The organism is Pseudomonas sp. MDT1-85, assembly GCF_054898065.1.
Genome location: NZ_CM142715.1, coordinates 6126195 through 6138633 on the forward strand (window position 1 = coordinate 6126195; position 12439 = coordinate 6138633).

General features: G+C 59.5%; 12 protein-coding genes. 6 read left to right on the forward strand and 6 right to left on the reverse strand.

The features are described 5' to 3' along the window. Positions 1–130 precede the first annotated feature (130 nt). Entirely contained in the window at positions 131–1480 is a 1350-nt protein-coding gene (gene glpT / locus ACYZT2_RS27645) for a glycerol-3-phosphate transporter (protein WP_461969000.1), read from the forward strand. Here glpT and ACYZT2_RS27650 read toward each other — a convergent pair. The 6 genes from ACYZT2_RS27650 to ACYZT2_RS27675 form a co-directional block, all read right to left on the reverse strand. Further along, the gene (locus ACYZT2_RS27650; RefSeq protein ID WP_461969002.1) at positions 1456–2124 is read right to left on the reverse strand and encodes a gamma-glutamylcyclotransferase; all 669 of its coding nucleotides are present in this window, start codon (positions 2122–2124) and stop codon (positions 1456–1458) included. The genes glpT and ACYZT2_RS27650 overlap by 25 nt on opposite strands. A 222-nt stretch (positions 2125–2346) precedes the next feature. Then, positions 2347–3315 (reverse strand): CDP-6-deoxy-delta-3,4-glucoseen reductase, encoded by a 969-nt coding sequence (locus ACYZT2_RS27655; protein ID WP_461969004.1) that lies wholly within the window; start codon positions 3313–3315, stop codon positions 2347–2349. Continuing rightward, positions 3315–4781 (reverse strand): 4-hydroxy-3-polyprenylbenzoate decarboxylase, encoded by a 1467-nt coding sequence (gene ubiD / locus ACYZT2_RS27660; protein WP_056738783.1) that lies wholly within the window; start codon positions 4779–4781, stop codon positions 3315–3317. Before ubiD ends, ACYZT2_RS27655 begins: the two co-directional genes overlap by 1 nt. A 142-nt stretch (positions 4782–4923) precedes the next feature. Beyond that, positions 4924–6183, reverse strand: a complete 1260-nt coding sequence (gene rho, locus ACYZT2_RS27665) for a transcription termination factor Rho (protein WP_007899384.1) — start codon at positions 6181–6183, stop codon at positions 4924–4926. Positions 6184–6429: 246 nt separating this feature from the next. Then, complete coding sequence (trxA, locus tag ACYZT2_RS27670; RefSeq protein ID WP_007899382.1) at positions 6430–6759, reverse strand: thioredoxin TrxA; 330 nt, start codon at positions 6757–6759, stop codon at positions 6430–6432. A gap of 122 nt (positions 6760–6881) precedes the next feature. After that, complete coding sequence (locus tag ACYZT2_RS27675; protein WP_461969008.1) at positions 6882–7589, reverse strand: FadR/GntR family transcriptional regulator; 708 nt, start codon at positions 7587–7589, stop codon at positions 6882–6884. A gap of 257 nt (positions 7590–7846) precedes the next feature. Between ACYZT2_RS27675 and ACYZT2_RS27680 the strand changes: the two genes are divergently transcribed. From ACYZT2_RS27680 to ppx, 5 genes are all read left to right on the forward strand, one after another. After that, positions 7847–8632, forward strand: a complete 786-nt coding sequence (locus ACYZT2_RS27680) for a transporter substrate-binding domain-containing protein (RefSeq protein ID WP_461969010.1) — start codon at positions 7847–7849, stop codon at positions 8630–8632. Between the two features lie 22 nt (positions 8633–8654). Beyond that, positions 8655–9335, forward strand: a complete 681-nt coding sequence (locus tag ACYZT2_RS27685; RefSeq protein ID WP_461969012.1) for an amino acid ABC transporter permease — start codon at positions 8655–8657, stop codon at positions 9333–9335. Then, positions 9332–9982 carry an amino acid ABC transporter permease gene (locus ACYZT2_RS27690; RefSeq protein WP_461969014.1) on the forward strand — a complete coding sequence of 217 codons (651 nt, stop codon included), beginning with the start codon at positions 9332–9334 and terminating at the stop codon, positions 9980–9982. Before ACYZT2_RS27685 ends, ACYZT2_RS27690 begins: the two co-directional genes overlap by 4 nt. Then, positions 9969–10703 (forward strand): amino acid ABC transporter ATP-binding protein, encoded by a 735-nt coding sequence (locus ACYZT2_RS27695; protein ID WP_461969016.1) that lies wholly within the window; start codon positions 9969–9971, stop codon positions 10701–10703. Before ACYZT2_RS27690 ends, ACYZT2_RS27695 begins: the two co-directional genes overlap by 14 nt. A gap of 202 nt (positions 10704–10905) precedes the next feature. Then, positions 10906–12408 (forward strand): exopolyphosphatase, encoded by a 1503-nt coding sequence (gene ppx, locus ACYZT2_RS27700; protein WP_461969018.1) that lies wholly within the window; start codon positions 10906–10908, stop codon positions 12406–12408. Positions 12409–12439 lie beyond the last annotated feature (31 nt).

Genomic DNA, 12439 nt, shown 5'->3' on the forward strand with positions numbered 1-12439 from the left:
GACATGTTCATAAAAGAACATGCTATCTCCAACATTTCCCCTGTTTGGCCGATGCGAACCGGTGCTATTTTCGGTAACGAAACTGTAACATTCGCATCCACAGTCAAAACAAGAAATCTGGAGCTCTTGAATGTTTGCTTTCTTTCGTCCTGCCGCACATCAGGCTCCATTGCCTGAAGAAAAAATAGACAGCACCTACAAACGACTTCGCTGGCAGATCTTCGCCGGGATTTTCATTGGGTATGCGGGTTACTACCTGTTGCGCAAGAACTTCTCCCTGGCCATGCCGTACCTGATCGACGAGGGTTACACCCGTGGTCAGCTGGGCCTGGCGATGTCGGCGATCGCGATTTCCTATGGCCTGTCGAAGTTCCTCATGGGCCTGGTGTCCGACCGTTCCAACCCGCGCTACTTCCTGCCGTTTGGCCTGCTGGTGTCCGCCGGCGTGATGTTCGTTTTCGGCTTCGCGCCGTGGGCAACGTCCAGCGTGACCATGATGTTCATCCTGCTGTTCATCAACGGCTGGGCCCAGGGCATGGGCTGGCCGCCGAGTGGCCGAACCATGGTGCACTGGTGGTCGCAGAAGGAGCGCGGTGGCGTTGTGTCCGTGTGGAACGTGGCGCACAACGTCGGCGGCGGCCTGATCGGCCCGCTGTTCCTGCTCGGCATGGGTCTGTTCAACGACTGGCACGCCGCGTTCTATGTACCGGCGGCGGTGGCTCTGGCGGTGGCGGTATTTGCCTTCATGACCATGCGCGATACCCCGCAATCGGTGGGCCTGCCGCCGATCGAGAAGTACAAGAACGACTACCCGGAAGGCTACGACGCCAGCCACGAAGAGGAATTCAGCGCCAAGGAAATCTTCGTCAAGTACGTTCTGCGCAACAAAATGCTCTGGTACATCGCCATGGCCAACGTCTTCGTCTACCTGCTGCGTTATGGCGTGCTGGACTGGGCACCGACCTACCTCAAGGAAGCCAAAGGCTTCACCGTGGACAAAACCTCGTGGGCGTATTTCTTCTACGAGTGGGCGGGGATCCCCGGCACGCTGCTGTGCGGCTGGATGTCGGACAAGATCTTCCGTGGCAACCGTGGCCTGACCGGCATGGTATTCATGGCCTTGGTGACGGTGGCGACACTGGTTTACTGGCTCAACCCGGCCGGCAACCCTACCGTCGACATGATCGCGCTCGTGTCGATCGGCTTCCTGATTTACGGCCCGGTGATGCTGATCGGCCTGCAAGCGCTGGAACTGGCGCCGAAGAAAGCAGCCGGTACGGCAGCGGGCTTCACGGGTCTGTTCGGGTATCTGGGGGGGTCGGTCGCGGCCAGTGCAGCAATGGGCTACACCGTGGACCACTTCGGTTGGGACGGCGGTTTCGTCTTGCTGATCGGTGCATGCCTGCTGGCGATGGCCTTCCTTGCGCCAACGCTGTGGCACAAGCAAGTCGCCAGTCAGAGCCGCGAAGCGATCGCCTGATCGGCCTTTGATTTGCAGCGCTTGAGCCGCGCCTCCAGATTCCGGTCTGGCATGGCGTGGCTACGCAGAGCGTGCGCAGTCTGCTCGACATACTCGCGAGTGGTGCCGTAACGCCCGCAAGCGCTTTCGAATACCTGACTCAGCACATGATCCGGCAAGTTGCCGGCATAGCTGGGCAGGTGTCGCTCCAATACAAATCCCAATGCCTGAACCTGGCTTCCGTCTTCGAGACGGCAGTTGAGCCAGTGTGGGCGATAGGACGGAAATGGCATTTCACGCTGCCAGAGCGCATAAAGTGAAGCCTCAAGTTGTTCTTCGGGCAAACGATAGGCAAACCCGCTGCATGAGCCGCCGCGATCCAGGCCAAACACCAGCCCGGGCACTTCCGGCGTACCGCGATGTTCGTGGGACCACAGGTACAAACCGCGATGGTAGCCATGCACACGCCCGCGCACTCGCTCAACCGCTGCACATTCAGGACGCCAGATCAGCGAACCATAAGCGAATAGCCAGACCGGCCCACCCTTGTGGCGCGCCATGGTCGACTGCATTGAGCCGAGTAATTGTTCGTGCGTGAGCTGCGGCCCCAGATCGAGCCGCGGAGGGTAAGCCGGATTCAAAAAAGCAGATTCAATGGCGCTCATGGCGAATAGCGTTCAGCTCCCCGCGGGTGAAGAATTACTTAATAGAACGCACCGTTGTAACACTAAGGCACATATGTTTTAAGGCAATTTAAGTGCCATGGCAGAGTTCTAAAAACTTATGTCGGGACGAGATATAACCTACCGGCATTTATATTTTTTTATAAATACCGATCGGCTATATGGGGAGTTATAACGATTTAGATCGAGGATCAAGATCGGGAATCAAGATCGAGGCGCGTAAGCGAAAACGTCCGCGCGCATTTGATGGGCATCCATCCCTGCTTCGACCAGCGCATCCAGCGTTCCATAGACCATCGCCGGAGAGCCGCTGGCATAGACGTGCAGGGTTTTCAGATCAGGGAAATCTTCACACACTGCCTCATGCAACATGCCGCAGCGCCCTCCCCAGCCGCATTGATCGCTGACGACTTTATGCAGGAACAGATTGGGCAGTTTTTCCCATTCGTCCCAATGCTCGATGTCATAAAAGTCTTCGGGGCGACGCACACCCCAATACAGATGCACCGGATGCTTGAAACCCGCGGCCCGGCAATGTTCGATCAAACTATGGATCTGGCCCATGCCGGTACCGGCAGCAATCAGTACCAGTGGACCGTCCGGCAGTTCCGCCAGATGGGTGTCGCCGAACGGCATCTCGATGCGCACCATCGGGTTGCGCTGCAGCTGTTCGATCAGGCTCAGCGCACTGCTTTCGCGCGCCAGTACATGAATTTCCAAATCGCGGCCGGAATGCGGTGCAGAGGCCAGGGAAAAGGCGGATTTCTCGCCGTTCTCACGCTCGATCATCAGGTACTGGCCGGCGTGATAGCGCGGCGGCTTGCCCGCCGGCGCACGCAGATGCACGCGCCAGGTATCGCCGCCGACGTCCCTGCATTCCATGACCTGACACGACACGCTGCGCACCGGCAATTCTCCCAGCGCGAGCACGCCATCCCACAGCACGATGCAGTCTTCCAGCGGCTCTGCAATGCAAGTGTAGAACTCGCCATGGTCGCGCACATCGCCGGCTTGTTCGACCCGCCCTTCCACCAGCAACGCACCGCACACATGGCAATTGCCGTTGCGACAGCTTTGCGGGCATTCATAGCCCAGGCGCCGCGCGCCATCGAGAATCCGCTCGCCGGGCAGAATATCCAGCACTGCTCCGGAGGGCTGCAAGGTTACACGCATCAATCTATTCCTAACTGATTCCAGATGGCATCGATCCGTTGGGTAACGGCTTCATCCTTGACGATAACCCGGCCCCACTCGCGAGTGGTTTCGCCCGGCCATTTATGCGTGGCATCGAGCCCCATCTTCGAACCCAGGCCGGAGACCGGCGAGGCGAAGTCCAGGTAGTCGATCGGCGTGTTGTCGATCATCACCGTGTCACGCTTGGGGTCCATGCGCGTGGTGATGGCCCAGATCACGTCGTTCCAGTCCCGTGCGTTGATATCGTCGTCAGTGACGATAACGAACTTGGTGTACATGAACTGTCGCAAAAACGACCAGACACCGAGCATTACCCGCTTGGCATGCCCAGGATACGACTTCTTCATGGTCACGATGGCCATGCGGTACGAACAGCCTTCGGGCGGCAGATAGAAGTCGGTGATCTCCGGAAACTGCTTTTGCAGGATCGGCACGAACACTTCGTTCAACGCCACACCGAGAATCGCCGGTTCATCCGGCGGACGACCCGTGTAGGTGCTGTGGTAGATCGGTTTAATGCGGTGGGTGATGCGCTCGACGGTGAACACCGGGAAGCTGTCGACTTCGTTGTAGTAGCCGGTGTGGTCGCCATACGGGCCTTCATCGGCCATTTCGCCCGGATGGATCACGCCTTCGAGGATGATCTCGGCGGTGGCCGGCACTTGCAGGTCGTTGCCGCGGCACTTCACCAGCTCGGTGCGGTTACCGCGCAACAGACCGGCGAAAGCATATTCGGAAAGGCTGTCCGGCACCGGCGTCACGGCGCCAAGAATGGTTGCCGGGTCCGCGCCCAGGGCCACAGACACCGGAAACGGCTGGCCAGGGTGTTTCTCGCACCACTCACGGTAATCCAGCGCGCCGCCACGGTGGCTCAACCAGCGCATGATCACCTTGTTGCGGCCGATCACTTGCTGACGGTAGATACCGAGGTTCTGGCGATCCTTGTTCGGACCTTTGGTGACGGTCAGCCCCCACGTGATCAACGGACCGACGTCGCCCGGCCAGCAGGTCTGTACCGGCAACATCGCCAGATCGACATCGTCGCCTTCGATGACCACTTCCTGGCACACCGCGTCTTTGACGACTTTCGGCGCCATGGCGATGATCTTGCGAAAGATCGGCAGCTTGGACCAGGCGTCCTTCAAGCCCTTCGGCGGCTCGGGTTCCTTGAGGAACGCCAACAGCTTGCCGATTTCGCGCAACTCACTGACTGCTTCTGCGCCCATGCCCAGTGCCACGCGCTCGGGGGTGCCGAACAGGTTGCCGAGTACGGGAATGTCATAACCGGTAGGTTTTTCGAAAAGCAGCGCCGGGCCCTTGGCCCGCAATGTGCGATCGCAGACCTCGGTCATTTCGAGCACTGGGGACACTGGAACCTGGATGCGCTTGAGTTCGCCGCGCTTTTCCAGGCCGCTGATAAAGTCGCGCAAGTCGCGATACTGCATGCGTGAGCCTCGTGTTGGCCGTGGCGTTCGGGGCAGGCAGTTTAGCGCCGAACCCCTCTATTCAGAACCACGAACTGCCGGTTCATCAAAAATCAGATAGCAAAAAGCCGGGTTTCCCCGGCTTTTGCTGACTTTCTGCGATTTACTTGCGCTTCATCGACAGGAAGAACTCATCGTTGGTCTTGGTCTGCTTCAGCTTGTCGACCAGGAACTCGATGGCAGAGACTTCATCCATCGGGTGCAGCAGCTTGCGCAGAATCCACATACGCTGCAGTTCGTCGTCGGCCGTCAGCAACTCTTCGCGGCGAGTACCGGAGCGGTTGATGTTGATGGCCGGGAACACACGCTTTTCGGCGATCTTGCGATCCAGAGGCAGTTCCATGTTACCGGTGCCTTTGAATTCCTCGTAGATCACTTCGTCCATCTTCGAGCCGGTTTCAACCAGCGCGGTAGCGATGATGGTCAGCGAGCCGCCTTCTTCGATGTTCCGTGCAGCACCGAAGAAACGTTTCGGTTTCTCCAGGGCGTGGGCATCGACACCACCGGTCAGTACCTTGCCGGAGCTCGGGATCACGGTGTTGTAGGCGCGCGCCAGACGGGTGATGGAGTCGAGCAGGATCACCACGTCCTTTTTGTGTTCGACCAGGCGCTTGGCCTTCTCGATCACCATTTCGGCAACCTGCACGTGGCGGGTTGGCGGCTCGTCGAACGTCGAGGCAACCACTTCGCCGCGCACGGTGCGCTGCATTTCGGTCACTTCTTCCGGACGTTCGTCGATCAGCAATACGATCAGATGAACTTCAGGATTGTTACGAGCGATGTTTGCCGCGATGTTCTGCAGCATGATCGTTTTACCGGCTTTCGGCGGTGCAACGATCAGGCCGCGCTGGCCTTTGCCGATCGGGGCGCACAGGTCGATGACACGACCGGTCAAGTCTTCGGTGGAGCCGTTACCGGCTTCCATCTTCATGCGCACGGTCGGGAACAGCGGGGTCAGGTTCTCGAAGAGAATCTTGTTTTTCGCGTTCTCGGGACGATCGTAGTTGATCGTATCGACCTTGAGCAGCGCGAAATAACGCTCGCCTTCCTTTGGAGGGCGGATCTTGCCAACGATGGTGTCACCGGTGCGCAAGTTGAAGCGGCGGATCTGGCTCGGCGAGACGTAGATATCGTCTGGGCCGGCGAGATAGGAAGCGTCAGCGGAGCGCAGGAAGCCGAAGCCGTCCTGGAGAATCTCCAGCACGCCATCACCGGAGATTTCCTCGCCGCTTTTAGCGTGCTTTTTGAGCAGGGAGAAAATCACGTCCTGCTTGCGCGAACGGGCCATATTTTCTATGCCCATCTGTTCGGCCAATTCGAGCAGTTCGGTAATCGGCTTTTGCTTGAGTTCAGTCAGATTCATATAGGAATGACGTAATCATTTATGGAGGGGGAAATTAAGCTTTTGGCTTAATGAGGCCGCGCCGCAGAGAAGGCGACAGGATCGCGTACTTATTCGAAAAGGAGTGCGTCGGCGACGGCTAGCAGGGGGCAGTGGAGAAACCAGTGCGGGGCCGAATGTAACACCTGAGTTTCGGAGCGTCTAGCCCTCAATAACGAAAAGGCCCCGCATAATGCGGGGCCTTTTCATGACGCTTTATAACAACGCTTAGATGTTGGCGTCGAGGAAAGCAGCCAGTTGCGACTTCGACAGCGCGCCGACCTTGGTGGCTTCGACGTTGCCGTTCTTGAACAGCATCAGCGTCGGGATACCACGTACGCCGTGCTTGGCCGGGGTTTCCTGGTTTTCGTCGATGTTCAGCTTGGCAACGGTCAGCTTGCCAGCGTAGGTGCCAGCGATCTCGTCCAGAACCGGGGCGATCATTTTGCAAGGGCCGCACCACTCAGCCCAGTAGTCAACAAGCACAGGGCCAGCAGCCTTCAGTACTTCTTCTTCGAAGTTAGCGTCGGTGACGTGCTTGATAAGATCGCTGCTCATGGATGTCTCCGGGTTGTAAGCAATAAAAAACGTGGCCCATCATAGCCGCCCTTCCCGTGTTCAGGAAGCCGCAGATGATTGAGTCTCGCTATGGTGGCCCATGAGTTTGGGTATAGCTCAAGTCATGAGGTGGCGGGAGCGACGAAAGCGATTCCGGTGCGCAGGGCGGCGTTGCGCACATGCTCTTGCATAGCCTTCTGCGCGGCACCAGAGGCCCGACGCGCCAGCGCGCGGAGGATTTTACGGTGTTCCTGCCAGGTTTCCATGGCCCGTTCGGCCCGGATGAATGGTAGCTTCTGGCTTTCCAGGAAGATGTCGGCGCTGGCCGTCAGGATGCTCAGCATCGCCTGATTGCCGCTGGCGAGAAGAATGCGCCGGTGAAACTCGAAATCCAGTCGCGCCGCTGCATCGAAGTCGGCGGCGCGCAACTCGGTGCGCATGGCGGCGACATTGTCTTCCAGGGCATCGAGCTCATCGGTGCTCAGGGTCACGGCTGCCAGCCCGGCGGCAAAACCTTCCAGCGCGTAGCGCAACTGGAAGATGTCCAGCGGCGATGCCTGGGCCGCGAACGGCCAGCCCGCCGTCGCATCGCTGCGAGGCAGATCGACCGGTGCCTGCACGAACACGCCCTTGCCCGGCTGGACACTGATCACACCCAGCGCACTCAGGGACGATAACGCCTCACGCAATGACGCCCGACTGACCCCCAATTGCACCGCCAGGTCCCGTTGCGAGGGCAAGGCGTCACCCGCCCCGAAACCCTGCTCGGTGATCAGTTTGCGGATGGCTTGCAGCGCCACTTCGGGTACGGCGCGGGAGATCGAGTTCATGGTTTTTTCAGACGAACCAGGCCAATGAGCGGCTAGTTGTAAAGCTATTCGCGACGTCCGGCAAGTCGTGCCCCATGGGGGTTCGGGGATTTTCGCGGGTGCGCCATCAGGGTGCGAAATGCCACCCAACTGTTCAGACCAGTAAGACCGAACGACACCAGTAAAACCGTGGCCTGCGCCCCCCAAAATCTAATCTTGGCATGGCCCGTGCTCTGTCGATTCGCAGAAATCACTTCCCGCCGATCCGGAGATTTGCCATGACCATGCGTTACAGCGTCCTCATCAAAGCCCTGTTCGCAAGCCTGATGCTGAGCCAGGCACTCGCCCACGCCGACGGTCTGGAAGATGTGGTCAAACGCGGCACCCTCAAAGTCGCGGTGCCCCAGGACTTCCCGCCGTTCGGTTCGGTCGGCCCGGACATGAAACCTCGGGGCCTGGACATCGACACCGCCAAACTGCTGGCCGACCAACTCAAGGTCAAACTCGAACTGACCCCGGTCAACAGCACCAACCGCATTCCGTTCCTGACCACCGGCAAGGTCGATCTGGTGATTTCCAGCCTCGGCAAGAACCCCGAGCGCGAGAAGGTCATCGACTTCTCCCGCGCCTACGCACCGTTCTACCTCGCCGTGTTCGGCCCGCCAGACGCCGCCATCAAGGGCCTGGACGATCTCAAGGGCAAAACCATCAGCGTCACCCGTGGCGCCATCGAAGACATCGAACTGACCAAAGTCGCCCCCGAAGGCGCGACCATCAAACGCTTCGAAGACAACAACTCGACTATCGCCGCCTATCTCGCCGGCCAGGTTGACCTGATCGCCAGCGGCAACGTGGTGATGGTGGCGATCAGCGAGAAAAACCCGAAACGCGTGCCAGCCCTGAAAGTGAAACTCAAGGACTCGCCGGTTTACGTCGGCGTGAACAAGAACGAGCCAGCGCTGCTGGGCAAGGTCAACGACATCCTCGCCACGGCCAAGGCTGACGGTGCGCTGGAAAAGAATTCGCAAACCTGGCTGAAAGAGCCGCTGCCGGCCGATCTCTGATCGTTCGCGCGGGAGACGATTTATGGCTTATCAGTTCGATTTCTTGCCGGTGGTGGAAAACACCGACCTGCTGCTGCGCGGTGCGCTGTTCACCCTTGAGTTGACAGCCATTGGCGCGGTGCTTGGGGTCGGCCTGGGCATTGTCGGAGCGCTGGTGCGGGCGTGGAACATCCGCCCGTTCGCCGGCATTTTCGGGGTTTACGTCGAGTTGATCCGCAACACGCCATTCCTGGTGCAGTTGTTTTTCATCTTCTTCGGTTTGCCATCGCTGGGTCTGCAGATTTCCGAATGGCAGGCGGCGGTGCTGGCGATGGTGATCAACCTTGGTGCCTATTCGACCGAGATCATCCGCGCCGGCATTCAAGCGATCCCTCGCGGGCAGCTGGAGGCCGCAGCCGCACTGGCGATGTCTCGCTTCGAAGCCTTCCGCCACGTGGTTCTGTTGCCGGCGCTGGGCAAGGTCTGGCCGGCCCTGAGCAGCCAGATCATCATCGTGATGCTCGGCTCGGCGGTCTGTTCGCAGATCGCCACCGAAGAGCTGAGCTTCGCCGCCAACTTCATTCAATCGCGCAACTTCCGCGCCTTTGAAACCTATGCCCTGACCACATTGATCTACCTGTGCATGGCAGTGCTGATCCGCCAATTGCTGAACTGGATCGGCCGCCGGTTTATATCGAGAAGCAGTGCAAGGACCAGCCAATGAGCGATTTCACCTTCTGGGACATCTTGCGCAACCTGCTCACGGGCCTGCAATGGACCTTGGCGTTGTCGCTGGTGGCGTTTATCGGCGGCGGGCTGATCGGTTTGCTGATCATGGTGATGCGGATATCAAAAAAATCCCTGCCCAGCAACTTCGCCCGCACCTACATCGAACTGTTCCAGGGCACGCCGCTGTTGATGCAGCTGTTTCTGGTGTTCTTCGGCGTGGCATTGGCCGGTGTGGAGATTTCGCCGTGGATGGCCGCGGCGATTGCCTTGACGCTGTTCACCAGCGCTTACCTGGCGGAGATCTGGCGCGGTTGTGTCGACTCGATCCCCAACGGTCAGTGGGAAGCCTCGTCGAGCCTGGCGCTCAATCCGCTGGAGCAATTGCGTTACGTGATCCTGCCGCAAGCCCTGCGCATCGCCGTGGCGCCAACCGTGGGTTTCTCGGTGCAAATAGTCAAAGGCACCGCCGTCACCTCGATCATCGGCTTCACCGAACTGACCAAGACCGGCGGCATGCTCGCCAACGCGACCTTTGAGCCCTTCATGGTTTACGGCTTGGTGGCGCTCGGTTACTTCCTGCTCTGCTACCCCTTGTCCCTCAGTGCGCGCTACCTGGAAAGGAGACTGCATGCCTCTGCTTAGAATTTCCGCCCTGCATAAATATTACGGCGACCAGCATGTGCTCAAAGGCATTGACCTCAGTGTCGAGGAAGGCCAGGTGGTGGCGATCATCGGCCGCAGTGGCTCGGGCAAATCCACCTTGCTGCGCACCCTCAATGGTCTGGAGTCGATCAATGACGGCGTGATCGAAGTCGATGGCGAATACCTCGACGCCGCCCGCGCCGACCTGCGCAGCCTGCGGCAGAAAGTCGGGATGGTGTTCCAGCAGTTCAATTTGTTCCCGCACCTGACCGTGGGCGAAAATGTCATGCTCGCGCCGCAAGTGGTGCAGAAAGTGCCGAAAGCCAAAGCCGCCGAGCTGGCGCGGCAGATGCTGGAACGGGTCGGGCTGGGGGAGAAGTTTGATGCGTTCCCGGATCGGTTGTCTGGCGGGCAGCAACAGCGGGTGGCGATTGCTCGCGCGCTGGCCATGTCACCGAAAGTGCTGCTGTGTGACGAAATAACCTCGGCGCTGGATCCGGAACTGGTCAACGAAGTGCTGAGCGTGGTCCGGCAACTGGCCAAGGAGGGCATGACGCTGATCATGGTCACCCATGAAATGCGCTTTGCCCGGGAGGTGGGGGACAAATTGGTGTTCATGCACCATGGCAAGGTGCATGAGGTGGGGGACCCGAAGGTGTTGTTTGCCAACCCGCAGACGGCGGAACTGGCGAATTTTATTGGCACCGTTGAGGCGGGCTGAGGAATGCGCGGCGTCTCTGAGACCGTCATCGCGAGCAGGCTCGCTCCCACATTGGTTCTGTGTCAGCCGCAAGATTGAAGGCAACATGGAATCCTGTGGGAGCGAGCCTGCTCGCGATTGACCGCAAAGCGGTCACCTACGCGTTGGCGGCAGCGTTTGATCGTGGCACGATGTCGGGGTTATCGACCGAGACCCCCTGACCATGCCGCTATCCCAAGCCAAGAATCTGTCCCTGATCGCCGCAATCGACCTGGGCTCCAACAGCTTTCACATGGTCGTGGCCAAGGCCCGGAACGGCGAAATCCGGATTCTCGAACGTCTCGGGGAGAAGGTTCAGCTGGCCGCCGGCATCGACGAAGAACGTCAACTCAGCGAAGAATCCATGCAGCGCGGGCTCGATTGCCTGAAGCGTTTCGCCCAACTGATCAGCGGTATGCCGCCCGGCACCGTGCGGATCGTGGGCACCAACGCCCTGCGCGAAGCCCGTAACCGCGCCGAATTCATCCGTCGCGCCGAAGAAATTCTCGGCCATCCGGTAGAAGTCATCTCCGGCCGTGAAGAAGCGCGCCTGATTTACCTCGGCGTCTCCCATACCCTCGCCGACACCCCGGGCAAGCGCCTGGTGGCCGACATCGGCGGCGGCAGTACTGAATTCATCATCGGGCAGAGATTCGAGCCATTGTTGCGTGAAAGCCTGCAAATGGGCTGCGTCAGCTTCACCCAGCGCTATTTCAAGGATGGCAAGATCACCCCGGCCCGCTACGCCCAGGCGTACACCGCGGCGCGGCTGGAGATCATGAGTATCGAACACGCCCTGCACCGCCTGACCTGGGATGAAGCCATCGGCTCCTCGGGCACCATTCGCGCCATTGGTCTGGCACTGAAGGCCGGCGGGCATGGCACTGGCGAAGTGAATGCCGAAGGCCTAGCCTGGCTCAAGCGCAAGCTGTTCAAACTCGGCGATGCCGAGAAAATCGATTTCGAAGGCATCAAGCCCGACCGCCGAGCGATCTTCCCCGCCGGGTTGGCGATTCTCGAAGCGATCTTCGACTCCCTCGAACTGCAGCGCATGGATCACTGTGAAGGCGCCCTGCGTGAAGGCGTGCTCTATGACCTGCTGGGCCGTCATCATCATGAAGACGTCCGTGAGCGTACGCTCAGTTCGCTGATGGAGCGTTACCACGTCGATCTGGAACAAGCCGCGCGGGTCGAACGCAAGGCGCTGCATGCCTTCGATCAAGTGGCCGAAGACTGGGACCTGAACGACGGTGTCTGGCGCGAATTGCTGGGCTGGGCAGCCAAGGTCCATGAGGTGGGCCTGGACATCGCCCACTATCAGTATCACAAGCACGGCGCCTACCTGATCGAGCATTCGGACCTGGCCGGATTCTCCCGCGAAGACCAGCAAATGCTCGCGCTGCTGGTGCGTGGCCACCGACGCAACATTCCCAAGGACAAGTTCGCCGACTTCGGCGACGACGGCATCAAGCTGATTCGCCTGTGCGTGCTGCTGCGTTTTGCGATTCTGTTCCATCACATTCGCGGCACCCAGGAAATGCCACAAGTCGTACTGCACGCCAGCGGCCACAGCCTGGATGTGTTGTTCCCGGAGAACTGGCTGGACGACAACCAGTTGACCCAGGCCGACTTCGCCCTGGAAGCCGAGTGGCTGACCCGCGTCAGCTTCGTGCTGAACGTCCGCTAATCAGAAGGCTACCGAAAATCCCGTAGCAGCT

Bases quoted from the DNA above. Each gene is read 5' to 3' on its own strand.
- ACYZT2_RS27685 (WP_461969012.1), top strand. From the start codon at position 8,655: ATGGCTTATCAGTTCGATTTCTTGCCGGTGGTGGAAAACACCGACCTG.
- ACYZT2_RS27680 (WP_461969010.1), top strand. From the start codon at position 7,847: ATGACCATGCGTTACAGCGTCCTCATCAAAGCCCTGTTCGCAAGCCTG.
- ACYZT2_RS27695 (WP_461969016.1), top strand. From the start codon at position 9,969: ATGCCTCTGCTTAGAATTTCCGCCCTGCATAAATATTACGGCGACCAG.
- ACYZT2_RS27690 (WP_461969014.1), top strand. From the start codon at position 9,332: ATGAGCGATTTCACCTTCTGGGACATCTTGCGCAACCTGCTCACGGGC.
- trxA (WP_007899382.1), bottom strand. From the start codon at position 6,759: ATGAGCAGCGATCTTATCAAGCACGTCACCGACGCTAACTTCGAAGAA.
- ubiD (WP_056738783.1), bottom strand. From the start codon at position 4,781: ATGCAGTATCGCGACTTGCGCGACTTTATCAGCGGCCTGGAAAAGCGC.
- ppx (WP_461969018.1), top strand. From the start codon at position 10,906: ATGCCGCTATCCCAAGCCAAGAATCTGTCCCTGATCGCCGCAATCGAC.
- glpT (WP_461969000.1), top strand. From the start codon at position 131: ATGTTTGCTTTCTTTCGTCCTGCCGCACATCAGGCTCCATTGCCTGAA.
- ACYZT2_RS27650 (WP_461969002.1), bottom strand. From the start codon at position 2,124: ATGAGCGCCATTGAATCTGCTTTTTTGAATCCGGCTTACCCTCCGCGG.
- ACYZT2_RS27675 (WP_461969008.1), bottom strand. From the start codon at position 7,589: ATGAACTCGATCTCCCGCGCCGTACCCGAAGTGGCGCTGCAAGCCATC.
- rho (WP_007899384.1), bottom strand. From the start codon at position 6,183: ATGAATCTGACTGAACTCAAGCAAAAGCCGATTACCGAACTGCTCGAA.
- ACYZT2_RS27655 (WP_461969004.1), bottom strand. From the start codon at position 3,315: ATGCGTGTAACCTTGCAGCCCTCCGGAGCAGTGCTGGATATTCTGCCC.